23 protein-coding genes and 1 pseudogene are annotated in these 26,569 nt (G+C 64.1%); 12 read left to right on the top strand and 12 right to left on the bottom strand.

Annotated elements, in window-relative coordinates; translation table 11 throughout:
• Window positions 1-118: 118 nt before the first annotated feature.
• A complete protein-coding gene (locus ABIC44_RS09940) occupies window positions 119-859 on the bottom strand; it encodes an SDR family oxidoreductase (protein WP_354295182.1) in 741 nt (246 codons plus the stop codon).
• 314 nt (window positions 860-1,173) lie between these two features.
• Here ABIC44_RS09940 and ABIC44_RS09935 point away from each other — a divergent pair.
• Window positions 1,174-2,394, top strand: a pseudogene (locus tag ABIC44_RS09935) (MFS transporter); the annotation flags it as partial.
• A 10-nt stretch (window positions 2,395-2,404) separates the two neighbouring features.
• Here ABIC44_RS09935 and ABIC44_RS09930 read toward each other — a convergent pair.
• A complete protein-coding gene (locus ABIC44_RS09930) occupies window positions 2,405-3,520 on the bottom strand; it encodes an ROK family transcriptional regulator (RefSeq protein ID WP_354295180.1) in 1,116 nt (371 codons plus the stop codon).
• Window positions 3,521-3,634: 114 nt separating this feature from the next.
• On the opposite strand from ABIC44_RS09930, the gene ABIC44_RS09925 reads away from it, so the two are divergent.
• From ABIC44_RS09925 to ABIC44_RS09910, 4 genes are all read left to right on the top strand, one after another.
• The gene (locus ABIC44_RS09925) at window positions 3,635-6,358 is read left to right on the top strand and encodes a TonB-dependent receptor (protein ID WP_354295179.1); all 2,724 of its coding nucleotides are present in this window, start codon (window positions 3,635-3,637) and stop codon (window positions 6,356-6,358) included.
• 86 nt (window positions 6,359-6,444) lie between these two features.
• On the top strand, window positions 6,445-7,521 hold the full coding sequence (locus tag ABIC44_RS09920) for a hypothetical protein (RefSeq protein ID WP_354295177.1): 1,077 nt from the start codon (window positions 6,445-6,447) through the stop codon (window positions 7,519-7,521).
• 10 nt (window positions 7,522-7,531) lie between these two features.
• Complete coding sequence (locus ABIC44_RS09915) at window positions 7,532-8,731, top strand: glycerophosphodiester phosphodiesterase family protein (protein WP_354295176.1); 1,200 nt, start codon at window positions 7,532-7,534, stop codon at window positions 8,729-8,731.
• A gap of 69 nt (window positions 8,732-8,800) precedes the next feature.
• Window positions 8,801-9,310, top strand: a complete 510-nt coding sequence (locus ABIC44_RS09910) for a hypothetical protein (protein WP_354295174.1) — start codon at window positions 8,801-8,803, stop codon at window positions 9,308-9,310.
• Window positions 9,311-9,396: 86 nt separating this feature from the next.
• Here the strand turns inward: ABIC44_RS09910 and ABIC44_RS09905 are convergent, their stop codons facing one another.
• Complete coding sequence (locus ABIC44_RS09905; protein WP_354295190.1) at window positions 9,397-9,561, bottom strand: hypothetical protein; 165 nt, start codon at window positions 9,559-9,561, stop codon at window positions 9,397-9,399.
• On the opposite strand from ABIC44_RS09905, the gene ABIC44_RS09900 reads away from it, so the two are divergent.
• On the top strand, window positions 9,541-10,011 hold the full coding sequence (locus tag ABIC44_RS09900) for a GNAT family N-acetyltransferase (protein WP_354295188.1): 471 nt from the start codon (window positions 9,541-9,543) through the stop codon (window positions 10,009-10,011). The two genes, ABIC44_RS09905 and ABIC44_RS09900, sit on opposite strands and share 21 nt — an antisense overlap.
• A 43-nt stretch (window positions 10,012-10,054) precedes the next feature.
• Here the strand turns inward: ABIC44_RS09900 and ABIC44_RS09895 are convergent, their stop codons facing one another.
• The gene (locus ABIC44_RS09895; RefSeq protein WP_354295172.1) at window positions 10,055-12,952 is read right to left on the bottom strand and encodes a Tn3 family transposase; all 2,898 of its coding nucleotides are present in this window, start codon (window positions 12,950-12,952) and stop codon (window positions 10,055-10,057) included.
• A gap of 94 nt (window positions 12,953-13,046) precedes the next feature.
• Between ABIC44_RS09895 and ABIC44_RS19630 the strand changes: the two genes are divergently transcribed.
• On the top strand, window positions 13,047-14,315 hold the full coding sequence (locus ABIC44_RS19630) for a recombinase family protein (protein ID WP_502959836.1): 1,269 nt from the start codon (window positions 13,047-13,049) through the stop codon (window positions 14,313-14,315).
• 401 nt (window positions 14,316-14,716) lie between these two features.
• Here ABIC44_RS19630 and ABIC44_RS09885 read toward each other — a convergent pair whose 3' ends face one another.
• Together ABIC44_RS09885 and ABIC44_RS09880 are read right to left on the bottom strand one after the other, a co-directional pair.
• Window positions 14,717-16,852 carry a TonB-dependent siderophore receptor gene (locus ABIC44_RS09885; protein WP_354295171.1) on the bottom strand — a complete coding sequence of 712 codons (2,136 nt, stop codon included), beginning with the start codon at window positions 16,850-16,852 and terminating at the stop codon, window positions 14,717-14,719.
• A 159-nt stretch (window positions 16,853-17,011) separates the two neighbouring features.
• Window positions 17,012-17,533: an Lrp/AsnC family transcriptional regulator gene (locus tag ABIC44_RS09880; RefSeq protein WP_354295169.1), complete on the bottom strand. Its 522-nt coding sequence runs from the start codon at window positions 17,531-17,533 to the stop codon at window positions 17,012-17,014.
• Between the two features lie 51 nt (window positions 17,534-17,584).
• Here ABIC44_RS09880 and ABIC44_RS09875 point away from each other — a divergent pair, with 51 nt between their 5' ends.
• On the top strand, window positions 17,585-17,896 hold the full coding sequence (locus ABIC44_RS09875) for a cupin (RefSeq protein WP_354295167.1): 312 nt from the start codon (window positions 17,585-17,587) through the stop codon (window positions 17,894-17,896).
• Window positions 17,897-17,936: 40 nt separating this feature from the next.
• Here the strand turns inward: ABIC44_RS09875 and ABIC44_RS09870 are convergent, their stop codons facing one another.
• The 3 genes from ABIC44_RS09870 to pdxR form a co-directional block, all read right to left on the bottom strand.
• Window positions 17,937-18,410 carry an HIT family protein gene (locus tag ABIC44_RS09870; RefSeq protein ID WP_354295166.1) on the bottom strand — a complete coding sequence of 158 codons (474 nt, stop codon included), beginning with the start codon at window positions 18,408-18,410 and terminating at the stop codon, window positions 17,937-17,939.
• Between the two features lie 234 nt (window positions 18,411-18,644).
• Window positions 18,645-20,075, bottom strand: a complete 1,431-nt coding sequence (locus tag ABIC44_RS09865) for an IS1182 family transposase (RefSeq protein ID WP_354295165.1) — start codon at window positions 20,073-20,075, stop codon at window positions 18,645-18,647.
• A gap of 142 nt (window positions 20,076-20,217) precedes the next feature.
• Entirely contained in the window at window positions 20,218-21,642 is a 1,425-nt protein-coding gene (gene pdxR, locus ABIC44_RS09860; RefSeq protein ID WP_354295163.1) for a MocR-like pyridoxine biosynthesis transcription factor PdxR, read from the bottom strand.
• 96 nt (window positions 21,643-21,738) lie between these two features.
• Here pdxR and ABIC44_RS09855 point away from each other — a divergent pair, with 96 nt between their 5' ends.
• Together ABIC44_RS09855 and ABIC44_RS09850 are read left to right on the top strand one after the other, a co-directional pair.
• On the top strand, window positions 21,739-22,425 hold the full coding sequence (locus ABIC44_RS09855) for a pyridoxamine 5'-phosphate oxidase family protein (RefSeq protein WP_354295161.1): 687 nt from the start codon (window positions 21,739-21,741) through the stop codon (window positions 22,423-22,425).
• Complete coding sequence (locus ABIC44_RS09850; RefSeq protein ID WP_354295160.1) at window positions 22,422-23,108, top strand: GNAT family N-acetyltransferase; 687 nt, start codon at window positions 22,422-22,424, stop codon at window positions 23,106-23,108. Before ABIC44_RS09855 ends, ABIC44_RS09850 begins: the two co-directional genes overlap by 4 nt.
• An 89-nt stretch (window positions 23,109-23,197) precedes the next feature.
• Here the strand turns inward: ABIC44_RS09850 and ABIC44_RS09845 are convergent, their stop codons facing one another.
• On the bottom strand, window positions 23,198-23,635 hold the full coding sequence (locus tag ABIC44_RS09845) for a GNAT family N-acetyltransferase (RefSeq protein WP_307103749.1): 438 nt from the start codon (window positions 23,633-23,635) through the stop codon (window positions 23,198-23,200).
• 118 nt (window positions 23,636-23,753) lie between these two features.
• Here ABIC44_RS09845 and ABIC44_RS09840 point away from each other — a divergent pair, with 118 nt between their 5' ends.
• On the top strand, window positions 23,754-24,233 hold the full coding sequence (locus ABIC44_RS09840; protein ID WP_354295158.1) for an AAA family ATPase: 480 nt from the start codon (window positions 23,754-23,756) through the stop codon (window positions 24,231-24,233).
• A gap of 90 nt (window positions 24,234-24,323) precedes the next feature.
• Here ABIC44_RS09840 and thrH read toward each other — a convergent pair whose 3' ends face one another.
• Entirely contained in the window at window positions 24,324-24,956 is a 633-nt protein-coding gene (gene thrH, locus ABIC44_RS09835) for a bifunctional phosphoserine phosphatase/homoserine phosphotransferase ThrH (protein ID WP_354295156.1), read from the bottom strand.
• Window positions 24,953-25,573 (bottom strand): LysE family translocator, encoded by a 621-nt coding sequence (locus ABIC44_RS09830; RefSeq protein WP_354295155.1) that lies wholly within the window; start codon window positions 25,571-25,573, stop codon window positions 24,953-24,955. Before ABIC44_RS09830 ends, thrH begins: the two co-directional genes overlap by 4 nt.
• 87 nt (window positions 25,574-25,660) lie before the next feature.
• Here ABIC44_RS09830 and ABIC44_RS09825 point away from each other — a divergent pair, with 87 nt between their 5' ends.
• A complete protein-coding gene (locus ABIC44_RS09825) occupies window positions 25,661-26,536 on the top strand; it encodes a LysR family transcriptional regulator (RefSeq protein WP_354295154.1) in 876 nt (291 codons plus the stop codon).
• Window positions 26,537-26,569 lie beyond the last annotated feature (33 nt).

Here is a 26,569-nt window from a genome sequence, read left to right as displayed (position 1 = left end):
CTGAGGCGCAGGCGTCGGCAAATATCCGATTTCCAGCGATTTCGTCCGTGAACGCTCCCGCCGAACCGCCTCGCATCGCGTTTTCGGACGGTCTGGATCGAGAAACGGGAAAACCTCGCTACTGCATGATTAGGCCGCCATCGACGGCGTATTGGCTACCTGTGACATAGGAGGCATCCTCCGACAGGAGGAACAGCGCGACGGCTGCGGCTTCGTCCGGTGTGCCGGGGCGGCCGAGCGGGACCTGTCCGACTACAAAGTCCTCGAAACCACGCTTTGCGTCGTCCGGCAGGACATGCCGAAAATTAGTGTCGATCGGTCCCGGCACGACGACGTTCACGCGGATGCCTCGCGGTGCCAGCGCCGTTGCCCAAGATCGCGCCATCGCAACCAGCGCTCCCTTGGTGGCGGCGTACAAACCCGTCGCAGCAGCCCCCTCATAGGTGGACGACGATGACGTGATGACAACCGACGCCCCACTTTTCATGTGGTCAGACAATGCGGCAAGTTGCAGCATCGGTCCGCGCACGTTCGCGGCCATCATGCGATCGAAGGCGTCGGTGTCGACCTCTTCAGGCGCACCAAGCGCGGCATAGCCAGCGTTGAGCCATAGTCCGTCCAGCCCACCTGCATCGTTCGCCGCCTCGACCAGCATGCCGACGCTTGACGGATCAGCGGCATTATTAGCGAGGACCTGTGCGCGATCGCCGAGAGCGTCCCGTGAACTGTCGAAACGATCCGGATTGAGCCCCGTGACGATGACGCTGCCACCTTCCAGAACGATGCGCTTCGCACCGGCCAGCCCCATGCCGCTCGTTCCGCCCGTGATATGAACGCGCTTGTTGTCGAACCTTGCCATTGAGCCATGTTAGCAGAAGACGCCGCTCGCTGGATATAATCTCCCCAAAGGAACGGCGAACCAGACGGCCGGGCCATTCCCAATCGGGAACGGCCAGCGAGGCGATCGTGACGTTCCCGTTGGGATAATGTTTTGAGAAACAAGCCGCTCTATGAAAGTCGAAAATTGGGCGAGCGAGCGATGTATCATCAGGGGCGGTTCCGATTGAGGGCGAACCATGCCGTTTCGCGTGACTCTATATCCACCCGGTACATAAAAGGAGCATAAATCTCCGCCAAAATAGCGGATGGGCGCTCTTTGGCCCGGGGCTTCGGGTGGATCGCGTGCGGGATCGGACAGTCTCAAGGGGGGTGCTCAGCCGACGCGCGACGGCGCGCTGTCTGCTGGCGCATTTCGCCAAGAGCCACCTCTGGCATGCCAGCACGCTGCTGTTCGGCTTTTTCCTGACCGAGATCTGCGCATTGGATACGCGGGCGATGGGCGCGATCATGGCGGGGTCGCTGATGCTGAACGGTCTGATCGACGCCGCGCTCGGAGCCTATTGGAGCCGGACGGTGACGACGGTGGGGGCCGCGACCCGGCGGCAGGCACGGGCGGCGCCGGTCGCCTGCCTGTTCTTCCTGTCATTCTGCGCCACCCCGCTGCTGGCACCCGAACAACGGCTGGGATGGGCAATGGCGATGCTGCTGGCGTTCCGGGCCTGCTATCCCTTTATCGACGTTCCGCAGAACGCGATGGTCGCCTGGCTTGTGCCGGGACCGGATGCGCGCTGCGTGCTGCTGGCCAAGCGCAACGTCGCGTCCGGGCTGGCCGGTTTGAGCGTCGCGACGGTCGCTGCGCCGCTCTTGATCCACGGGTACGGGGTTGCGGCATGGCTGTCATGGGCCGCATGCCTCACGCTCTTCGTGTGCGGCACGGCATGGTCGCTTGGCGCCCAGCCGGAGGACGATCATCGCGCGCCTCCGGACCCCGTTCTCGAACGCGACGCGCGCATCGCCATGCCGGCCCTTCTGGCGATATTGGCGCTGATGATGATCCTCGGCACGAGCTTTCGTGCCCTCGAACCCTATTATGCCGCTTATTCCGGGACGGGTGGTGGTCTGCTCACAGGGGGAGCGGTCGGGGGTATTTTCAGTCCGCCGATCTGGGCCCTTTGCCACCGGCGCCTGGGGACGGTGAGCGTCCTGGCGGGCGGGGCCGTGCTGCTCCTGTCTGCCGCGGTCGCGTTGCTGGTCGCGCCACCCATGATCGCCGGGGCAATAGCGGGGCTCGGCTTCGGTGCGGGGATGAGCGGGTTGTGGCTGATCCTCTGGTCGGCGATGATGACCCGTGCCGCCACGGGGAAGGCCACGGGCCATGCCGGCCTCTTCACCTGTGTATCGAAGCTGGGCCAGGCACTGGCGATGCTGCTGCTCGGGGAAACCCTCTCGGGCTCCTCCTACCGCGTGACGATGGCCGATCCGTGGTCGCCGCCCTTGCTGCTGATGGCGGGGGCGGTGGCCATCGTTGCGTTGCTGTGCGTGGCGGCGATTCCCGTCTTTCGGGTCAGTCGAACAGCGTGCGATGAAACACCAGTGCCGCGGCACCGAGGGGGCCGGATAGCTCCGGCTCCAGATGCGCCACCATCGTCGCGGTGGCCGGTGCCCGTCGCCCGCGCCGGATCGGCCAGTGGTTTTCCGGCCAGTCGATCGCATCGACGATCCGCCGGGCGAGCGCGCGCGGCAGGCGGCCGCCCAGGATCAGCGCTTCGCAATCCAACGTGAAGCGCAGCGCGCCGAACAGATAGGAGAAGGACGGCTGATGCTCGGCCAGCCAGGCCTCGACGCCAGGCCAGTCGGGATCGAAACGGGCGATCATGTCGGACATGCCGTCACAATGGACGCCATGGTCGGCCAGGCAGTCGCGCAGCGTGGCGAGATTGGGGGTCACGCGGCCGCTGGACAGGAACAGCCCGCCGATCTCGCCCGCATTGCCGTGCCGGCCGCGCATCAACGCGCCGTCCACCACGATGCCCGCGCCGAACCCGGCGGCGACATTGATGTAGCAGAAGCTTTCGAACCGCGCGCCCGTGCCCAACAGGCGTTCGCCAAGGGCTGCGGCATTGGCGATATTCTCGACCAGGACCGGCATCGCCACGTCGCGGGCGATCGCCTCGCCCAGGTCGACGAGCGCCCAATCCTCCAACTCGAAGCCCGGATTGACCGTACCCGGATCGACGAAATAGCCCGCCACCGCGACGCCCAGCCCCTGCAGGCGCCGTCGGTCCAGGCCCGAGGCCGCGAAGAAATCGTCGCCGAAGCGCAGCACCGCCGCGATGATGGCGGATCGCGACATGTCGGGGCAGGTCACCTCACGCCGAGCCCGCACCGTTCCCGCCATGTCGATCAGGACGACGTCCGCCCGGTCGGTCATCACCGACAGGCCTAGGCTGAACGCGGCATCCGGTTCGATATGGATCGCGGTGCTGGGCTGGCCGCGCCCCGCGATGACGGACTCGCCCGAGCGAACCAGTCCGGCCGCCTCCAGTTCCTCCGTCGCACGGAAGATCGCGGTTCCCGACAGGCCGCTCTCACGGATCAGCACCGCCCGCGACACTTGCCCATGGCGGCGGATCAAGCTCAGCACACTGCGCGCGCGCGCGGATAATCGGCGGATCGTCATCCCATTCCCCAAGGCGCCGATCTCTAACCGGCTCGGTCGACACTGACCAGCACCCGACTGTCAAAATAATATCATACAGCATGATATATAAAGCCGCCAAAGGGGAAGACGATCATGCGAATCATGATGCAAAAGGCCGGTCTTTGGCTGGCAGGAACGATGTTGGCCGGGGTGTCGCCCGCGCTGGCGCAGGCGACGGATCCGGCGGCTGCCGGGGCGCCCGGCGAAACCGGCGACGAGGTCGTCGTGACGGGTTTCCGCGCGTCGCAGCGCTCGGCCACGAAGGCCAAGAAGAGTGCCGCCGTCATCCTGGACGCCGTGTCGCAGGACGATGTCGGCCGGCTGCCCGACCTCAATATCGTCGAGGCAAGCCGCCGCATCACCGGGGTGTCGGTGGTCGGAGGCGCCGATCCGACCAAGAACCGCGACATCTATCAGCGGGCGACGATCCGCGGGCTCGACCCGCGCTACAATCTGGTCACGATCGACGGCATTCCGCTCGCCTCGCCCGACTGGGTCTATCGCGGCGCGCGCCTCGACATGCTGCCCGCCTCACTCGTGTCGCGGATCGAGGCGATCAAGAGCGTGTCGGCACAATATGATCCCCATGCGCTGGGCGGTCAGATCAATATCGTGTCGAAAAGCGCCTTCGACCAGCAAGGGCGCAGCGTCTTCGTGGTCAACGCCAATGGCGGCTATAACGACACCACCGGCAAGCTGGTGCGCGGCGGGGGCGCGTCGATCCGGACCGATGCCACGGCGTCCCGCGTGTTCGGACCGGGCGATCAGTTCGGGGTGGTCGCATCGGTCGAATATCAGCGGCTGCCCTCTACGGCGCGCGCGGAACTGCCGGGCGACAGTAACGGTGCGGGGTGGAGCTACTTCACCGCGGCGGGGGCGCGAACGGCCTTTCCAGGCCTGTCGAACGGCAATCTCGTGCCCGTGCGCAACCAGGATTATTTCTTCGAGAATATGCGCACGCGCCTGTCGGGCAATCTGAAGCTGGAATGGCGACCCGACGACGCGACGACCGTGTCGCTGTTCGGCGGCTATTATCACGATACCGACACCGAGATGCGCTACGAAGCGCTGACCCAGCCGACCCGCGCGCCGATCGGGACGACGCCGACCAGCGGCCAGTTCGCGCAGGGCGATACGCAGCAGGGGCTGACCTTCCAGCCGGTCAACCGCGACACCTGGCTGGTCGATATGAAGGGGCGGCATGATTTCGGCAGCGGTTGGGTGCTCGATGCGACGATCGCCCGGTCCAAGGCGCTGTACCGGGAACATCGCGAGATGATCAAATACGACATCGCGCCGCGTCCCGGTGCGGCATCCAACGGGTTCGCGAACGCTTTCGGGTATAGCTATACGTTGGTCGACGGGCGCCCGCGCCTGACTTTCAACGATCCCGTCGCGGCGGCTGACCCCAATTCCTACAAGAATCTCTATTATCGCGACATCCACCGCGACCTGGACTCCACGGTCCAATATGCGACCGCCAATCTGGGTTATAACAGCGGCGCCGACGATCGAGGCGCAGGGCTCAATGTCGGTGTCGCGGCGACGCGCACCGATGTCGGCTATGACCAGACCTATCTGGAATATGTCCCCGGCACCCTGGCGGGGCAGGCGGCGGTCGGCACGCTGGCGGGGCTGCTCTATCCCCAACGACCGGCGACCTATGAGACGCCGGGTGTCCCCTACCTGCTGCTGAACCGCGATGCCGCCTGGGCGCGCTTCGCCGCCAACCGCAGCGCCTTCACCGCGACCAACCAGGTCGCGAACAATGTCGCCGACGACTTCAACGATATCGAACGGGTCAAGGCGGCCTATCTGCAGGGCCTGTTCCGCACCGAGCGGTTCGACCTGCGCGCGGGCGTCCGCTACGACCGGACCGACCTGGTCATCGACACCAACCAGCGGGTCAACGCCACAACCTATAGGCCGCAGCGGCGGACGACCGGCTATGGCTTCTGGCTGCCCTCGGCGCTCGCCACCTATGATCTAGGCGATGGGATGCGGCTGCGCGCGGGCGTGTCGAAGACGATCGGCCGCCCCGACTATAGCCAATATGCGGCGCGCACGACGTTCGGCGTCGGGACCGACGGCACGCTGACGATCAACACCGGCAATCCGGGGCTGAAGCCGCGCGAGGCCTGGAATTACGACCTGTCCTACGAATGGTATCTGGGCGGCGCGGGCATGATCTCGCTTGCCGGTTTCGCCAAGGACATCCGCAACGAGATCTTCACCTCGACCCAGGCGGGCAGCCCGACGAGCTTCGCTGGGGTCACCTATCAGACCGTGTTCGTCAGCACGCCGCGCAATGCGGCAAGTGCGCGGGTCAAGGGGATCGAAGCAAGCTATACGCTGGACCGGATCGCGGTGGTGCCCGGTCTGGGGGTGAATGCGAACGTCACGCTGCTCGACGGATCATTCGACCAGCCGGTCAGCGCGGCGGGTGTCGCCACCGGGCTGCCACGGACGCGGCGCACGACCGGCCTGATCCAGCAGCCCGCCTATATCGCCAACATGACCGTCTTCTACGTCACCGGACCGATCGAGTTGCGTGCATCCTATAATCGTATCGGCCGCGCGCTGCAGTCTGCCGATGGCGATACGCCGACCCGCGACCTGTATCAGGAACCGCGTCAGCAGCTCGACATGCAGGCACGCGTCGCGCTGCGTGACGGTGTCGAGCTGGTCGGCCAGGTGCAGAACCTGACCAAGGAGCCGTTCATCGTCCGCCAGGGCGTGCGCCGCGACTATGTGAATTACTATTTCCCGGTCGGGCGCACCTTCTGGCTGGGCCTGTCGTGGAAGCCTAAGTGGTGAGCCGGGCAGCCTTGGCCTGGCTCTGTGGGGCATTGCTGTCCGCTGCCCCGGCATCGGCTGCTACCCCGCAAAGGAAGGGCGATGCGGTGCAGATCGTGCTCAAATTCGTGAAGCATGGATCGCCGGACAGCCCGGTCGCGCGGTTCCAGGCGGAATCCTGTACCGCCTGCGTGCCCGTGACCACGCCGTCGTTCAATGCGGACAATCCGCGCGAGACCGTGGTGGCGCTGCGCGTGCCGAGGCGGCGATCGCTGGAACTGGCGTTCGACGGGCCGCGCCAGACCGTGCGGCGGGTGATCCTGTCGGGCGGCGACGTGCCGTTCCGATCGGGGCCGCACGGTGTCGTGGTGCAATTGCCGCCGGTCGCGGCTGACGCGATCACGGCGGCCGAGGTCGCGACGCATATCGTCGAGCCGGGCATGGTGCTGCGCTTCGAACATGCCGATCCGGCACGCCGCGCCGGTGCCTATGCGACCGGACCGTTTCCCGATCGGCAACGCCGCGCGGCGAATATGCTCGAATTTGCCCAGCGCGAGGTCGTGCGACGTCTTGGCCTTGGCGAGGAGGTCGAGCGCGACGGGTTGGGCCGTATCCAGATCATGGGCTTCGATACCAACGCCCCGCATGGTCATGCCGATGCGCCCCCGCACGTCCATATGCACCTGCGTTGGCCCGGTGATACGGGCACGCAGATCGGCCATTATTATATCGGCCCGGACGGGCTGCTCATCGAGAATATCGTCGGCGTGAAGGGCTTGGACGCACCGCAGCGCCGCTTCGGCCGCGGCGAGACCTTCACCACGATCGCGTCCGACGGACGCGCCCTCTACAGCCACCGGATCACGACGCAAGGATGGCTGGAGATCGCCCGGCCCGGTGGTGCTGCGTGCTTGATAAAGCCCGATGGGGGTGCCGGTTTCGACGCCGGTGTGCGGGTCCTCTGCGGCGACGAACCGGCGACCCGTATCGCCGTGACGGACGATCTTCGCGGCGTCCTGACCGTCCTTACCGGGCCGCTGACCGAAGTGTTCCGCTACGATCCGGATACGGGCGCCTCGCTGTCCCCCTCCATCGTGCCTGCCCCGCCCCCATCGGTCTTCGTCGCCGAGACGGAGCCTGAACCTCGATTTGTACCGCGTACCGATCCACGAACCCCTTACTAAGGAACGATTCATGGGATTTCGCCTGTCCAGCATCATCGGCCTCGCATGGGCCTGTCTGGCGGTTTCAACCGCCCATGCGGCGACATACAATACGGACAAGATCGGCAATCTGCTGAAGAGCGCCCGCACCGACATGACGCTGGTTTGCGCCCATCGGGGCCTGCACGGCACGGCGGTCGGCACGAACTCGCATCAGGACTGGCTGCGCGACGTGCCCGAAAATTCGGTCGCGGCAATCCAGGCCGCGGCAGCGCAGGGTATCGAATGTTCCGAGATCGACTTGCGTTTCGACCGGCACGGCAATGTGGCGGTCCTTCACGACAGCAATCTCGGCCGCACGACCAACGCGTATAGCGCGGTCAGCGGCGCCACCGAATATGATCCCTACACAGGGCGCGGCTATAACCCCAACACCGATCAATTCCCAGGTGAAACCTACAAGCTCGCCCTGCGCAAGCCCAGCCTGTCGGGCTATACGAACAGCCGCTTCACGCGCCTGCATGATATCTTGAGCGCGGTCCGCGACCACAGGATCTCAATGATCCTGCTGTTCGACGTGAAGGATGTCGCCGTCGCCAAGGCGGCTTGGGAGATCGTGAAAGGCTATAAGAATGCCTGGGGCACGCCGGCGGAACGCTGGGTCTATTTCAAGATGCCGGTCAGTTCGATCGGCAATACGCCTGCCGACCTGGAGAGAAAGGGAATTTTCGATGCGTCGACCGAAGGCGGGCGGTTCCGACTGATCCCCGTGTTCGGCGCAGACTTCATCGATGCGAGCGGTGGGCCGTCCAACGCGCTCTCAAATTGGCAGGCCTATTACGACAAGGGCTATGTCTATGCGACGGAAGTCCGGTTGAAGCAGTATGACAATTCGTTGAGCTATCCGCTGAATAACATCGTCAATCGCTACTACGGTCTGCGTACGACGCAGCGGACCACCAAGATACTCGGGGCATACCAGCCCGTGCCGGAAACGCGCAACAATACCTATTTTGCGGCCGACGGCCATTGCTGCACCGAGCCGAAATATTGGCTTTGGAAATCGCGGCACGGTTGGGGCCAGGAAACCGCCGACAACCGGCCTGACCTGAACTGGCTGACCGATGTGGTGAGCGGAAGCTTTTCCTACATCATCACGGACGATCCGATCACCGCCATTTCCAACCTGCGCAACAAGAAGCGCCGCAACACGTCGGTCATCAGCAACTGAGCCCGCCGGGGATGGGCCATAATTGGATGCGCCCATCCTTGGTCACGGCATCCCAGGGGATCGGATGATATGCGCTTTGCAGTCGGGGCGGGAATGGCATGTATCACGGTGCTGGCCATCGTCATCACCATGTCGTTGCTCGTCATGCGGTCACACGGTCCTGCGTCGCCACGCGAGGGTGGTCGCGTCCAGGTGGTCGACGGAGGTTCGGCATCGATGCCGCCGGCCGTCACCGCCCCCGGGGCGACCGCGCCGATCGCGGCGGCGGAGATGCCGGCCGATGATGGGCAGCACCTCGTCACGCTCGTAACCGCCCGCTTCCCCGTGATCCGGGAGGGGCGGATCGAATGCGATCTATCCTGCAAGCTGATCTTGGCGCTGGGCGACCAAAGCCAGGGGCCTTCACCGTTCGATGGTGCGCTCGAACGCTATCTCAGCGAACAGGGTTATACCTTGACCGGGCCTCTGGTGGTTGACCAGGCGGGCGATAACGATACGCTGCTGACGCTTCCATTGCATATACCGATGGAAGTGTCCCGGATCGGCGGCCGGGCGGGTGTACTGCCGATGGACAGGTGATTTCCGAAGGAAAAGTTGTACCCATCGCCGGTCGGCGAAGTCGCCGCCTCCGCATAGCTGTGCTTCTCTTAGGGGACGTCCCTATGTCAGCGGTTCTCGTTAGGAACGGCCAGCGAGACGCCTGCGGCATTCCCATTGGGATGGTTTTTCGAGAATGCAGCGGCAATGGAATAGGGGGCGTCGCCTATCGGCTGGCGCAGCATTTTGGTGTTGCAAAGGAGCTTTTGCGAATGCGCGTTGAGCCAGTCCACCCGTCTGATCCGACAGCGCTACAACTACTCGATCAACTCTCGGACACGCTGGCTGGTATAACCGGAGATAGCGGGAGATCGTCATTCGACCCCTCCGATGTAGAGGGAGCCGGAGCCACGTTTGTGCTGGCGTATGACGCACAGGGTAACGCTCTGGGGTGCGGGGCATATCGACCGCTTCAGAAGGGCGTGGCGGAGTTGAAACGGATGTTCGCCATTCCGGCAAGTAAAGGGGTGGGGTCGGCTGTTCTAAACGATCTCGAAAGGAGAGCAGAAGCCGATGGCTATCGCGAGTTGTGGCTGGAAACACGATTGGTAAACAGCCGCGCCGTTCAGTTCTACGAGAGGAACGGCTACCGGCGCATTCCCAACTTTGGCAAATATGTTGGAAGACCTGAGGCAGTCTGCTTCGCGAAGACCTTGATACGAGAAAGCGTTATGACGGCGTGACGCGCCAACTGGGGTCGGTTCCGGCTGAGGGCGAAATGACACCCTAAGGGTCGGCGTCTTTCGGCCAGAGGTATTCGCCGGTGAGGAGGATGTGCGCCCATCCGAGCGGAGAGACGTGGGCGAGAAGATGGTCCGGCGTCTCCAGCCCTTCGCGTCGCCGTGCCTCGACAGCATGACCAAGATGCAGGGTGTTCCAGTAGACGATGATGGCGGTGAGCAGGTTGAGGCCGGCGATCCGGTAGTGCTGGCCCTCGGTGGTGCGGTCACGGATTTCGCCCTGGCGGCCGATGCGCAGGGCGTTTTTCAGCGCATGATGCGCCTCGCCCTTGTTGAGTCCGACCTGCGCGCGGCGCTGCATCCCGGTGTCGAGAATCCATTCGATGATGAACAGCGTGCGCTCGATCCGACCCACCTCGCGCAGGGCTGTGGCCAGGTCATTCTGGCGCGGATAGGCGGCGAGCTTGCGCAGGATGCGGCTCGGCGCGACCTGCCCGGCACTAATGGTGGCGGCACAGCGGAACAGGTCGGGCCAGTTGGCGACGACCAGCGCCTCGCGCGCCTTGCCGCCCACCAGCGGGCGCAGTTCAGTCGGCGTGGCGGCAGGGTCGAAGACGTACAGCCGCTTGGACGGCAGGTCGCGGATGCGAAGTACGAGGCGATAGCCGAGCATCGCGCTGATCCCGAACAGATGGTCGGTGAACCCGCCGGTGTCGGCGTACTGCTCCTCGATCCGCCGCCCGGCCTCGTTCATCGTCAGCCCGTCGAGCAGATAGGGTGCCTCGCTGACGGTCGCGGGGATAGGCTGTGATGCGAACGGCGCGAAGCGGTCGTTGACATGGGTATAGGCCTTGATGCCGGGGTCGTTGCCGTAGCGGGCATTGACCGTGTTCATCGCCTCGCCCTGCCGCGCAGCGGGGTAGAACTGGCCGTCGGCCGACGCGGTGGTGCCCATACCCCACACCCGCGCCATCGGCAGGTCGCCCTGCGCGGCGACCACGGTCGCCAGCGCCTGGTCGATCGCCTCGCTCTCGACATGCCAGCGCGCGAGGCGGGAGAGCTGCCAGTAATCATGGGTGTTGCACGCCTCGGCCATCTTGCGCAGGCCGAGGTTCAGCCCCTCTGCGAGCAAAACGTTGGGCAGGCCGATCCGGTCGCCGCACGGTATGCCGGTGCGCAGATGGGTGAAGGCATCGGTGAAGCCGAGCGCGGCATCGACTTCGAGCAGCAGGTCGGTGATGCGGACAGGCGGCAGGCGACGGTACAGATCGAGCACCAGTTCATCGATCCCGTCCGGCGGATCGGCGGTAAGACGGTCGATGCGCAGCATCCCGTCCTCGATGCCGCCGTGGGGGATTGTGCCGTTGCGCGCGGCGCGACCGAGGCGGGCGAGGGCATCGGCAAGCCGCGCCTTGCGGTCGGCCAGCCAGACATGCGGGTCGGGCGGGACCGCCAGCTTCATGCTGCGTGCGACCGCCATGGGCACGAGGACATGGCGCAGGTCGCCGTAGCGATGCGAGCGGTCGAGCCAGATGTCGCCTGAGCGCAGCGCGTCGCGCAGGTGGAACATCACCGCGACCTCGCGGAGACGCGCATCGTCACTGCCCTTCACCCGCAACTGACGCCGCCACTTGGAATGCGGGCGCAGGAAATCGTCGGTCACCGGCAGTTCGCCTTTGGCGGCGATGGCCTTCACCGCGTCGAGCAGGGGGCGGGCGACCGGTGCGGCTGCGAGGTCAAGGCAGCGCAGCATGCGCGGCGCATAGCGGCGGAAGCGGTGATATCCCTGATCGACATGCGCTAGCGGATCGTCGCTCAGCGTGTCGGTCAGCGTCGTGGCTGTCGCGACAAGGTAGTCGAGCCGGTCCCAGCCCGCCACGCGCGCGACCGCATCCTCCAGCGACGCACCATAACCATGTGCGTCCAGCAACGACCGGCCGATCGCGGCGAACCCGTCCAGCGTCGCGGTGACCGCGCTTCTGGTTTCCGCGGTGCGGGCATCGTGGAGTTGCTTCGCCTTGCGCCAGGTTCGGCCGACGATGCGGTCATGCGTCTCGATCACCGCATCGGCGGTCGCGGCAGCCCATTCGACGACGCAGACCGCGAGGATGGCGCGGCGCCGGTCGGCGTTCAGATCGCGCAGGCCATCGGCGAAATAGCGTTCGCCCTGCCGGCGCAGCCGGGCGACGCGGTGCGGCGGGACGCCAGCGAGCAGGTCAGCGCCGAGGTTCATCGCGCGGAGAAACTCCAACCGGTCGAGCAGCCGGTTCGCCGCGGCGGAATTGCTGCCCGGCTCGATCCGGCGCAACCAGATGAAGCGGCTGATCGTACCCGGCAGCATCTCGGTCGTCAGCCGGTCGAGCCGGGTGCAGGCACCGCGATCGAGGCGCGCGGCGATCCGCTTCTCTATATTCCGCTCGGCCGCGACCAGCGCGTCCGCGCACAATCGCTCAATGGTCGTGATCGCCGGCAGGATGGTCATGGTGTCGCGGCAGCGGGCAATAAAGCGCCGGGCGAGATCGTCGTTGGAGCGCGTGTGCTCGGCTTCTGCGAGCAGCCAGTCGCGGAATGCCCGTCCCGGTGCGCCCTGACCGGGAAACGTCCTGTATCCGTAGGTCCGGCGCAGCACTTCCATATGCTGCTGACGCGTCTGTCGGCGGACGGCATAGCGAACGAGTGTATCGCCGGTGATGCCGAGCTGGGCACTGAGGAATGTGGATACCGCCAGCGGGATCACCTCGCCCGGTGCCAGCATCCGGCCGGGATAGCGCAGTGCACAGAGTTGCAGCGCGAAGCCGATCCGGTTCTCCGGTCGGCGTCGCCGGTCGATATGGATCAGGTCGTCGTCGGCCAGAATGTAGTGCCGGAGCAACGATGCCTCGTCGGTCGGCAGGTCGAGGAGCGCCGACCGCTGCCGGGCGCTCAAGATGTGGCGTCGCGGCATGGCCCAGTGTCCCGGTTGAACAGAAGTCTGTTTTGGACAACACTGACCCCACGCAAATCAAGGGTTTTCGGGGCCGGATTTCGGGAAGGTTCAATTGGGACAACGTGCCGCCATCTACGCCCGCGTCTCGACCGCAGACCAGTCGTGCGAGCGGCAGTTGCGTGACCTGGCCAGTTTCGCCGAGCGTGGCGGCTATGAGGTGGTCGAGGTCTTCCGCGAAACCGCCTCGGGGATGAAGGCCAATCGCTCGGCGCGGGCCGAAGTGATGAAGCTGGCGCAGGCACGGCACATCGATGCGATCCTCGTCACCGAACTCAGTCGCTGGGGCCGCTCGACGCAGGACCTGCTCGATACGCTGAACCGGCTGTCGGGCTGGCGGGTGTCGGTCGTCGCGATGAGCGGCATGACGTTCGAGGTCGACACCCCACACGGACGGATGATGGCGACGATGCTCGCCGGCATCGCACAATTCGAGCGCGACATGCTCAGCGAGCGTGTTCGCTCCGGCCTTGCTGCAGCACGGGCGCGGGGTCGAAAGCTCGGGCGGCAGGCCGGTGATCGCCCCAAGTCCGACCGGCTCGCCCCCAAGGTGCTGGCCCTTATCGCCGAGGGGCGCAGCTATCGCTGGATCGCGCGCGACCTCGGCCTCAGCAAGAACACCGTCGCCGCTATCGTCGGGCGAGCTCGCGTGGAAACAACTGCCGATATCACCTGCGGAGTTGACCGTTCCGCCTCGCCTTCACAGTTCCGAATTGTCGAGCATCATTTAGCAAGTCAGGATCGCAATATGCATGTCCCTTTCCAGATTGGAGACATCCTAACTGTAAGTTGGGACCATCGTCCCATCCGTGTCTTACAGTCGGATGCCATAGAAACCTTCTACGATGCCGAGATGGATGAGGTGGGTTGGGTGATGGATAAAGCCCGGACGGCGATCTATTACCGAACATCAACCCGACACTTAGAGGAAAATGCCTCAGACGTGTTGCCGAAGCCATTTTCCGCGCAAGAAGATAAGAAGTTTCGGCCGGACTTGCCGATGCGTTTATTCAGGCACCACAATGCCAGGTGGTCGGACGAACTATCGATCCTAACTACTCTGGAAGATGACATTCCCATGCCCGTGCAGGAAGTCGCTATCATCCCGTTCGGCTCAAGAGGCAGCGCAACTAAAGCGATCAAGGTTCAAGCAAGTGACGGCAAAAATCTTCGCCTACGGGAGCTTATTCAAGCCGCCCACTCCGCCCAGCGATCAGAATGCGCTGAGGTAAAGGGCGTCGGTATATATCGATCAGGAATCGTTGGAGGACTTCCTTCCTATTACCTTTGGGGTGCAACTGATCGAGCAGGGCACGCCGCCTAAGCCATTGCTCCTTCCGATACCGTCCCTGAAGCTGCGGAATGTGCTCTGCCAAACCCGGCTGTGCCGCTTAGGGTGTCATTTCGCCCTCAGCCGGAACCGAGCCCCAACTGAACACATCCCATGGCGATGCGATGCCAATCGACATTCCTGACTGGGAACGGCTAGTCAGACGACACAGTCGTTCCCACCGGGGATCGAATTTCGAGAAATCTTAGCTCGGCTGACACCGCTTGTGATGAATCGAAGGGGGAGCCGTCGCCTCGATGATAGGTCCGCCGCGTTGGACAACGGCCAGTGTCTTCTGCTGGTCAACTGTGTTCGGAGCCAAGGTGCGTAGTAAAGTAGGCGGCCATCACGGAGGTGCCCCACGATGGCCGTGCCAGAGCTCCAGATTGTTCAAATCACATAGCGTAGCGCAGGCTGAGCAATGCGGTTCGCGGCGCGCCAAAGTAGCAGCCGGTGGCCGAGATGCAGGTCTTGAGATAGCGCCGGTCAAAGATATTGCTGACATTCAGCGCCAGGTTCGCGCCCTTGAGCGCCGGCGATACCGAAGCCAGGTCGAACCGCAGCGCCGCATCCGCAATGGTCGCGGCGGGGATGCGATAGAGATTGGCGGCATCGCCATAGAGCGAACCGAAATAGGTCACGCCGGCCCCGATGCCCACGCCCTTCAGCGCGCCCGACTGGAAGCTATAGTCCGCGCGCGCCGATGCTTGATGATCGGGAACGAACGCCAGCGCATTGCCCTGGATCGATGCGCCAGCGGCGTTGCGGTTGGCCCGCAGCACCTTGGATTCGCTATAGGCATAGGAGGCGATGAGGTTGAGCCCACGAACGGGCGTGAACTTGGCCTCCGCCTCCACGCCACGCACCCGTGCTTCGCCGGTCTGTGTGTTGAAGCGGATGTCGACCGGATCGGGGGTCGTCACGTTCGTCTGGCGAAGATCGAACACGGCAAGCGTGATGAGCCCCGGAAGCTTTTGGAACTGATATTTGACGCCGCCTTCCCATTGCTTGCCAAGCGACGGAGCAAAGGCTTGCCCCAGCCGATCCGTACCAGCGGTCGGCTGGAACGACGTGCCGTAGCTGGCATAGGAGGCCAAGTCGGTCAGCACTTGGTAGGTCAGGCCGACCCGACCCGTGAACTGACGGTCGCTCTGGCGTGCCTGGGTCTGCCGGTTGCTGGCGACCGTCAGGCTGTTGGTCGTGCTGTCAGCCCAGTCGTAGCGACCGCTCGCCAGCAGCGACAAGCGGCCCAGGGTGCCGTTATACTGCCCGTAAATGCCCGTTTGGTCGCGGTTCTGCCGGATCGTCGTTGCGATCGGCGGCCGCACCGTCCCGCGGGTGTAGACCGGCGCGAACACGTCGATCGAGGGCACCAGCCGCAGCGCGCTCTCATCATAGCGGGCGCGCTCATATTGGTAATCGAGACCGATCAGCACGTCATGCGTCACCCCGCCCGTGCGTCCGCGCCAATGCAGTCGCGTGTCGGTCGTCCAGACATGGCTGCGTTCCGGAAAGGCCCAGGCATAGCGGCTGAGGGTCCGGTTATCCGCCGCCAGCGCGATGCCCTGTACCCGCTGGGTGTCGGTCGTGACATCAGCATAGCGGATATTCTGCTCGAACCGCAGCGCCTCGCTCAGATCGCGGCGCAACTCGACCCCGGCTAGAAATTGTTCGTTCCGGAAGTGATCATAGCTGGGATCGCCAATGAAGAGGTTGCGGCTGATCTGCCCCACCGGATTGGCCCGCAACGTCCCGACCACCGGCAGCGCGGGCGGCGCGCCCCCGCCGTCGGACACGATCTTCTGATACTGGCCCAGCAGCGTGATCGACGTGCGGTCGTCCGGCGCGAAGCGCAATGCGGGGGCGATGAAGACCCGCTTTTCGTCGAGATAGTCGGTCGGGGTGTCGCTCGTCCGGACAAGGCCGGTCAGCCGATAGGACAAGGCGGTGTCTCCGATCGGTCCGCCGAAGTCGATACCGCCTTGGAAGCGGTCGAACGATCCGGCCTGCAGCAGGACTTCGTGCAGCGGCTGGTCCGTCGGACGCTTGCTGACCATGTTGATCAGGCCGCCCGGCGCACTCTGGCCGTAGAGCGAGGAGGCGGGGCCCTTCAGCACCTCGATCCGTTCCAAGCCATAAGGCTCGACGCGGATCTGCGCATAGCCGCGCGCGCCGAACGGCAACCGCATCCCGTCGAGATACCGAACCGGATTGAAGCCGCGAACGATGATCCAGTCGTGGCGCACGTCGGTATCGCCATATTGGCCGACGACGCCGGGCGTGTTCTGGATGGCCTGGGTCAGGCTCTGGACGCCACGCACCGCGATTTCCTCGGCGGTGATCGTGTTGATCGCCTGCGGGGTCAGCAGGATGGGCAGGTCGGACTTCGACCCGCTCGACGTCTCGATCGGATAGGGCCTCGCCGTGACCACGATGTCCTGACCATCCTCCGCCTTGGCGAGAGGTTGGCCATGGGCAGCTCGCGTCGCGGATGCGATGCACGCGACGAGTGCAACGGAACGAACCTTCATTATTCCCCCTTGCTTGATAACGACTCGCGTTAGCGTATCGTTGCGGGGAAGGTCAATTAGTGTTACATAACCGAGTTGGCGAGCAGTCCAGCCGGAAAGGACAAAGGTTCAAGACCCTCGTCACCTTCCCGTTCGTGAAGTGGAAAACCGTCGCCTGGATCAACCCTCTCGTGCAGCCGATTGACGATCGGGGCGGCATGTCGAGCTGGCCCGCTCCGACAGAATGACGGTCGTCTCAACACTGCCGACACCTTCGATCGATTGGAGACGGTCAGCGAGTTCGGAAAGCGCGCGGGGCGATTCTACCGAGACGACGAGCACGGCATCGCGCTCGCCGGCGATCGAGTAGATCGTGATGATCTCCGGCCAGGAGGCGAGTGGATCGATAACCAGCGCACATGGCCGTACGATGATTGACAGCGTGACGAGGGCCGACAAGCGTTGAACGGCATCAGGCGCGATTATCGCGGTATAGCCCAGGATGATGCCATCACGCTCCAACCGCGCGATGCGCGCTTGGACCGCTGTACGCGACAGGTTGAGTTCCCGCGCGAGCGATGCTGTCGCCTTGCGGGCGTTCTGCTGCAACAGCGCCACCAGTTTTTGGTCGATATCCTCGAGCCGCTTGCCTGTCCTGTTCATCTGCACCGTCACATCGTCACCAATTACGGCGATCTGCAATCTCGCCAGGTAACGCCCCCTGTAGCATCGATGAAATCTAAGGAGCGACTGATGACCATCGTCGAGGCGAAGGCATTCCGAGGGCAATTTGCGTGGGAGGCGCTGGACATTGCCAGTATCGATGGTGTGACCGTGCGCCTGCACTGGACGGATCAGCCCTATATCTGGCACGTGAACGATGGACCGGAGGTATTCGTCGTCCTGGACGGAATCGTAGACATGCAGGTCCGCACCGCCGATGGTGAAATTAGCCACCGCCTGACGCCGGGTAGCGTCTTCCACGCAGAACAGGGTGATGCCCATCGCGCAGTCCCCAATGGTGAGGTGCGAGCGTTGGTCATTGAACGGGCGGGCAGCATCTAAGGCGGCCGTCTCGCGCAAGATCGATTATCGGGAAAGCATACTATGCCGCTGGATCGGCGCGAAGCTGCCGAGCTAGCTGTGCCAGCGCATCGTCATCCGCACGCTTGAAATCATGCGATGATATGTAGCCTTCATATTGATCGAAATACTTAGATACATTCGATTTGTGCTGCGTCCATTCCGACGCCTTCGTCCCATGCATGGGAAACAGTTTGGCGTGCAGGTGATCGACGCCAAAGCCCTCAAAGATCATTCCGGTCCGGCCTACGTCCGTCAGTCTGCTGTCGAGCAGCTTCGCGACTTTCCCGCTTGCCAATACAAGATCGGAGATAACCTCCGATGGTTGGTCGAAAATATAGCTCGTATAGTGAGCCTTGGGTATTACGACAGAGAACCCCTCGGTGTTCGGAAATATGGACAGGAAGGCGAGATGCTTTTCATCTTCCCAAATGACATGTGCTGGCGCTGTGCGCGCAACGATTTTGCAGAAGATGCAATCATTTGCGTCCGTCACGGTATTCTGCCTTCGACCTGATCCAAACGGGTGGATCGTCTTCTAACCGGCCTCGATGCAGACGCCAAAGACATTCCAGACCGTCCGAAAACTCGCTGGCTGTGGGAGCTGCAGGGGTTCCTCTTGGCGAACTGGCGCAAGAACCGAGATCTTGCCTCTATGTGCGCCGTGCGGCCGGGATATGCATCCTACCCGCTGTCCAGGACATGACGATGGCGTGTTCAGCGATGTGGCTCACACCTGCACCGCTCGGATCAGTCCCGGTACGCCGATGAGGGTGATGGCGCGCCTGAGATTGTAGGCGAGCGCCGTCAGACTGAACTCGGCGCGCACCTTCTCCAGCCCGCGCATGAGGAACGCGCCCTGGTTCATCCACTGCTTGATCGAGCCGAACGGGTGCTCGACCGTGGATTTGCGGATGGCGAGGATGCCGGGCCGTTCCGCGAGGCGTGCCGCCATGCGCTCGATGACCGCCTCGTGCTCGCCGCGATTGACGCGCCGCCAGCGCCCCTTGGTGCAACGTGCCTTGATCTGGCAGCCGGCACACGCCGCGGGGCTGGAATACTGGACCGACAGATGCCCGCGCGTCGCCGAGGCGTAGCGCGTGTCCAGCACCTGTCCGCCGGGGCAGTGATAGACGTCGGCCTCGGGATCGTAGCGGAACCGCTCCTTGGGAAAGAGGCCGTTGCCGACCGCGGTGCCACGATGCGGGCGGGGGATGTAGGGCGTGATGCCGGCCGCCTCGGATGCGACGATATCGTCGCCCGCGTGATACCCCATGTCGGCGACCGCATCGATCCGCTCGACCCCGAGTGCCTCCATCGCCGCACCGGCGGTGGGTGCCAGTAGGCCCATGTCGTTGCAAGCATTGGTGACATGCTGTTCGACGATCAGGCTATGTTTGGCGTCGACTGCCACCTGGGCATTGTAGCCGACCGTGACTTTCGAATGCGCGACCATGAGGCGTGCATCGGGATCGGTGAGCGAGATCTGCCCTTCGCCGCTGTCCTGCAACTGGCCCAGCAGCGCTGCGCTCGCCTGGCGCTGCTCGCGCAGCCGGGCGATCTTGGTCGCCAGCGCCTCGCCGCGACCGGTGCCGGCACCATCCTCACCGCGGTCGATCTCGTCGAGTTCGGCCAGGTAGCGCTCCAGTCGCGCATCGGTCGAAGCGAGATACGTTGCCAACCGCTCGCGACTGAAGTTGCGCGCCCGGCTGTTCACCGCCTTCAGCCGCGTGCCGTCCACCGCCAGCAACTCGCGCCCGAACAAATCCAGCTTGCGGCACAGTATCACGAAGGCGCGGAACACCGCCTTGAACGCAGCCCGGTTTTCGCGACGGAAGTCGGCGATGGTCCGGAAGTCCGGCCGCACCCCGCGCAGCAGCCAGATCAGTTCGAGATTGCGCGTCGCCTCCATCGCCAGGCGCCGGCTCGACCGCACCCGGTTGAGATAGCCGTACAGATACAGCTTGAGCATATCGGCCGGATCGTAACCCGGCCGTCCCGTCGCCTTCGGCCGTGCGCGCTGGAAACCGGAACCGCCCAGATCGAGGTCGTCGACGAAGGCGTCGATGAACCGCACCGGGTTGTCCGCCGCCACATAGTCCTCGACCGACGCCGGCAGCAGCAGCGCCTGGTTCCGAGCATGTCCCTCGATGTACGCCATGCCAGAAGATTACACCGCCGCGATGCGCACGGGAATCATGATCCGCGTTTTCGGACGGTCTCATTCCCGTTTGGGAACGGCACGCTAGACGGCGCGACCGTTCTTAAAATAGCTGCGGTTTCGAGAACGACCGGATCTGCATTCAAGACGTCGAAATGCCATAAAATGGCCAACTGTGCTCGATGACGCTCGAGAGGCGCGCTACATTCCAATCCGTCGCACCCCCAATCCCGAAGAGCAGGCCGTTGCGCGGCATGGCCGCATGGAAGGGCGAAAGCGGCATCGCGCCGATCCCCCGGTTCTGAAGCGCATGGGCGACCTTGCGATCGTCGATACGCTGGTCGCGCAACCAGACGGGCAGTTGCAGCCCGCCCGCGGCCGGCTCGACACAGAGCATATCTCCGGCGACGGCGGCTAACGCATCGCAAAGCGCCGTCATCCGTTCGGCATAGACGCGCTGCATCGTCCGAACGTGCGCGCGGAGATGTCCGGCGTTCAGGAAATCGGCCATCGCCGCTTGGACATGGATCGGCACCGACCCGCCCTCGCGCCGCAGGATAGGCCGTACCTGCGCAAGCAGCCACGCCGGCAGCACCGCATAAGCCACGCGCAGACCAGGCGCGAGCACCTTGGAGAAGGTGCCGACATAGGCCACGCGATCCGCGCGATCGATCCCTTGCAACGCCGCGAGCGGGCGCGACGCATAGTGGAACTCGCTGTCGTAATCGTCCTCGATGACGACGGCTTCGTGCGCAGCGGCGACGTGCAGAAGGGCGATGCGGCGCGTCAGGCTCATCGCCACGCCGGTCGGATATTGGTGTGACGGCGTGACGTAGATGATCGACGGTGCCGGATCGTTATGCCCGATAGTCATGCCCTCCGCATCGCAGGGACGCGGCACGATCGCGGCGCCTGCCTCGGCAAAGATGTCGTGGGCGGTGCGATATCCCGGTTCTTCCAGCCAGACGGTCCGGCCGGGAGCTGGCAGCAGCACCCGCGCGAGCAGCGCCAGGATGGCCGCGGTCGACGGCATGATAATGACCTGCTCGGGGTCGGCCAGCACGGCCCGCGCCCGCGTGACATGATCGACGATTGCCTGCCGCAGCGCCGGCAGACCGTTCTCATCGCGGTAGCCGAGGTCATGGATATGCAGATGGCGCGCACGGGCGCTGAGGCAGCGGGACCAGATCTCGTGCGGGAAGCTGTCGAGATCGGGCAGGCCTGGCCGGAACGGCAGGAAGCGTTCCGGTTCGGGTTCCGGCGGGGACACTCGCGGCAGCGGCGCGGGGCGTGCGCCGTCCGGGGGCGGGGGCAGGTCGGCTACCCGCATCGCCGACCCCGCCCGCCCGGTCACGAAGCCCTCCGCACGCAGCAGCTCATAGCCCGCCACGACCGTCGATCGCGCCACCCCCAGCATCGCCGCCAGCGCGCGCGAGGAGGGCAGGCGCTCGCCTGCCACGAGCTGCCCCGCCAAAACCCGGTCGCGGATGGCGTCATGGATCTGTCGTTCGAGATACCCGGCGCGGCGATCGATCAGGATCCAGGTGGCAGGATGTGTGGCGGCCATGTCCCTTTCAACTGGACTGCCGATCTTTGCGCAAGTGGCATTATGCAGCAATCCGCTTTCCTGACATGGCGGCCCCGCAACAGGCAAGGGGGCCACATGACACCGACCGATCATTCATCCGACAAGGACGCCTATCGGATCACCGAACGCAGCCGGGTGCGGCGTGGGCATCGCCGCGCGGACTATGCTACCGGCACGGTCCATGCGGTGCTCGACGCCGCGCCGCTTTGCCATGTCGGCTATGTCATCGATGGCGAGCCCTATGTCACGCCGACCATCCACTGGCGTGAGGGTGACCGGATCTATTGGCACGGTTCCGCCGCCAGTCGCTTCCTGCGTCAGGCCGAGGGACAGCGCGTCTGCCTGACCGTCAGCCATATGGACGGCTATGTGCTGGCCCGGTCGGCCTTCAATCATTCGGTCAACTACCGCTCGGCGATGGTCTTTGGCATCGCGCGGGTCGTCGAGGAACCTGACGCGATCGCCGACGCGCTGCGGCGGTTCACCGACGGCTTGTTCCCCGGTCGCTGGGAGACATTGCGGCCGATGACCACGCAGGAACTGAAGGCAACCAGTGTCCTGTACCTCGACATCGAGGAAGCCAGCGTGAAGGCACGGGCCGAGCCGCCCAGTGACGTTGACGAGGCAGCGCACCCGGTCTGGGCCGGGGTGCTGCCGATCCGCAGCGCCTTCGCCGCACCCGAGCCTGCCCCCGAACTGGGCGGCGATATCGGATTTCCAACAGGTCTTTCCGCCCTGCTCGCATCGGGGCGGCTACGGTGACCGCCGGTCCCCGGCTGCATCGGACCGACGACTTACCGCTCGGTGCCGTCGTCACCGGTGCGGCTCCGCCATTGCCGGGGTTCGATATCCATGCCGGTCGCGCTGTTACGCTCGAACCGCTCGAGATGGCGCACGCGGCCGATCTCTGGCGTGTCGCGCAAGGGGCGGATCGCTCCTTCACCTATCTGCGCTATGGGCCGTTCGCGACGGAGGAGGCGTTCGCCGCGCATGTCGCGGGATTGTCCGGGATCGGCCGGCAATCCTTCTTCGCCGTGATCCCGCGAGCCAGCGGAACGGCTGCGGGCTGGGCCTCCTTCTGTGATATCGCGCCGGACGATGCTGCCATCGAGATCGGCAGCATCTGGTTCTCACCCGCCCTGCAGCGCACCCGCGCCGCGACCGAGGCGATATTCCTGATGATGAACCATGCCTACGCGCTCGGCTATCACCGGGTCGTCTGGCGCTGCAACGCCCTGAACGCAGCGTCTATCCGCGCTGCCAGCCGCTTCGGTTTCACCCATGAAGGCACATGGCGGTGCGATGGGATCGTGAAGGGCCGTCGTCGTGATACCGCATGGTTCTCCCTCCTGGCGCCTGAGTGGCCTGCACAACGTGATCGTTTCAAGGCCTGGCTCGACGACGACAATTTTGACGAGAATGGCGTCGCCAGAAACCCGCTGTGAGGGTGATCCAGCCTACCGGTGCTTTTTCATTGGAAGGGCGCCCAGCATAGCCGAGGCATTCCTGTTGGGATCGAATATTGAGAAGGTGGCTAGATCGCCAGCGACAGGATCGGACGGCTCCACGTTGCCTTGATTGTCGGTGGTTTCGTACCGACGACGACCGCACCCATCGCCTCATAAAAGCCAACTGAGGGCGGATGGGAAACGATCTTGATCGAGACGATACCCCGCCGCCTCGCTTCCGCCATCATGTGCCGGAACAGCCTAGACCCTAAACCACTACCCTGAATGCCATCTGCTACGAACATCAGGTCCAGTTCGGGTTCACCATCGAGGGTTAGACTGTAAAATCCGCACAAGGTGTCGTCACGCTCAGCGATATAGAAAACATCTCGCTCGATCTGCGAGGGCGTGACCGCATACCCGTCGAGGATGCTTGCGTACTTACCGCTATAAGAGGCCGAACCATGCATCAGGTTGGTAAGTGCTTCCGCATCATCGGGAGCGGCAGCGCGGATCGTAATCATGGCTGTTCCCTATCACCAGCTGGCCGTCCCCCACAATCGAACGGCGATCGAGACAGCCAGGACATTCCCATTGTGATCGAATAATGGGAATTGGCTGGCGTGACGCTATGCTGATCCGATGACCGTCCCGACAACGATCAACCCGGATGATTTCCTAGAAACCCCAGAGGGTAGGGTTTGGACGGTCGAACGTAACGAGGAAGCATGGCGGCTGTCTTATGCAGCTTTGGAACGCACGCTGGAACTCGCGCCGGCATCGATGCGAGTGGTGGTGGTCTGCGGAATACAAGGAGCCGGCAAATCGACATGGATCGCCTCGCAGCCAGCATCACCGTTCACGATCTACTTCGACGCCGCGCTGCCCGGGGTCCGCCACAGGGCGAAGATCATTAGCATCGCCCAACGGCTAGGAGCATCTGTCGAAGCGGTGTGGATCGACACGCCGCTTGATGTGGCGATCGAACGAAACGCGGCCCGAACCCCCGACAAGGTAGTACCAACCCCCGCGATCGTCGCCGTCGCACAGCAGTTTGAGGAACCGACGGCAGCGGAAGGCTTCAATCATGTTGCCGTATTCGATGGCGGCCGATGGCTGTAGTAGCTACCCACGCCTTACCAATTGCGAACGACCGACGAGACGCCCGGGCCGTTCCCATTGGGATCGGATATTGGGAATGCAATCCTACTCTTAAAACTTACCTGATAGAGAATATCTGGCTCTTCGCTGGTTCGCGAAGGCATTAATCGCGTCTGCATAGGTCGTCGCGACCGGGAGATTCTGACCGGCCCGCCTCGTCTCCGAAGAGGGCCGGAATAGGACGCTGTATGTCGCAGCACGCAACAGTGGTAGATCGTTGAAGGCGTCGCCAATCGCCATTGTGTCGCCGTCGATGCCAGCAAGACATAGCTGCTTGCCAGCCAAACCGTTCCAATAGGCGCAATGGCCGATGTAGCCTCTGTCGTCGCGGACGAACCGATGACACAGGACATGATCCACCTCGAAGGCAGCGATCAGGACCGTATTCATCGGATCGAAGGAGTCCGTCACCAGTGTGACAGGGCCATGCCGGCGTAGCGCGGCAACGAAGGCGACCGCCCCGTCATAGGGCGTCACGTCGGCGACCGCGCCGCAGAGCGCGGCCAGAGTAATGCCATGCGCGCGCAGCGTTGCGATCCGCGCAGCGACGAGGCCCGCGTAATCGGGATGCTCTCGCGTGGTGGCGGCCAGCGCCGGTATGCCGAGCCGCGCCGCGACATGCGGCCACATCTCCGGCACGAGCACGCCCTCCAGGTCGCAGAAGATATGCAGCGGCGGCCTCATGCCCTTCCTCCTAGGTCGGCAAGCCCCAGCGCGACACCGAGCAGGATCAGCACCGTCCCGATGATCCGGTTGACGACATGCTGTCGCGCCAGCACCCAGGCCCGGATCGCGGGATGCGAAAGGAAGAGGGCGACCGCCGCGAACCAGGCAAGATGCGACAGCGAGATGATCGCGCCGTAGCTGAGCTTGACCGCCAGCTGCGTCCCCAGTCCAATCGCCTGCGCATAGAGGCTGACGACGAAGATCGAGGTCTTCGGGTTGAGGGCGTTCGTCAACAGGCCCGTCACCAATGGACGCCTGCGGTTTCGTGGGGATACTCCCTCCGCCGCTGTCGTCACCGCCTGGGCGGTTGCCATCGTCCACCCGAGCCAGACCAGGTAGAGCGCGCCGGTGAGCTTCAGCACCGTCAGGAACTGCGGGAATAGACGGGCGACGAGGCCGAGGCCGAACACGGCATAGGCAATGTGGAGCCAGCAGCCGAGCGCGATGCCGAGTGCCGCCATGAGGCCGGCGCGACGGCCATCAATGGCGCTCACCCGCGATATCATCGCGAAGTCGGCGCCGGGACTGATGACGGCCAGCCATATAATGGGAAGGATCAGGAGCAGGTTGGACATGATGGCAATCCGGGTTCGAGGGACCACGCGTCATCCCGCACGCCGGTCGCCTAGAAAATCGAATGTTCGTCGCTTAATCTGTGAACGATGGTCACACATGTTCCGCGCCGACTCCCAGCTCTCGGTTCGCTCCGCGCGTTCGAGGCGGCGGCGCGTCACCGCAGCATGGTTGCCGCAGCGACAGAGCTGAATGTCACGCACGGCGCGATCTCGAAGCAGGTACAGGCGCTTGAAGACGAACTGGGCACGCGGCTATTCGAGCGGCGCAATCGGGGCATCCATCTCACTCATAGGGGGATGTGGTTGGCCGAACGCCTGGAAGCGACGTTCACCGACCTTCATCGGACGATGCGCGACTTTCGGATGCAGGACGACGCTGCCGGCCCGCTAACCGTTTCGTGCGAGCCAACACTATGCCTGCGCCTGCTGATCCCGGCGCTGGGCGAACTGAAACAGGCGACTGGCCTAGATTTGCGGGTGCTGGCGGCCGGCGGACCGATCGACTTCGCCCGCGATCACGTCAATTTAGCGATCCGACGCAGTGACTTCCCCCTGCCGCCCGGCGTGGAGACGGCAATATTAGCCACCGAGCGCATGGGGCCGGTGATGCGGCCCGACCTCACCGAGGCCGGCGGTGATGCACTACCACGCCTATATAGCGAGACGCGACCGCATGCTTGGCAAGACTGGGACGATGCTGGTGGGGCGGTGTTTACCGGACCGGCGATCCGCTACCAGCATTTCTACATGGCGATTCAGGCGGCCGAGGCTGGTCAAGGCGTCGCGATGGCTTCGGCTCACATGGTTGCGGACGCACTCGTGAGTGGGCGACTGGCCGCGCCGCATGGCTTCCTGCCCGATGGGACGCACTACCTTGCCATCTGGCCGGGCAACACGATCGATCCGCGACCCGCGATGCTGACTGCGTGGTTGAAAGGTCGGCTGGCTACGCTGCAAGCCTGACTGCACCGATTGCATGACCTTTCCCGATTGGGA

This window comes from Sphingomonas sp. 1185, assembly GCF_040544655.1.
GTDB lineage: Bacteria > Pseudomonadota > Alphaproteobacteria > Sphingomonadales > Sphingomonadaceae > Sphingomonas.
The sequence above is the reverse complement of the archived record's forward strand: the minus strand, read 5'-3'. Positions and strand labels throughout refer to the sequence as shown.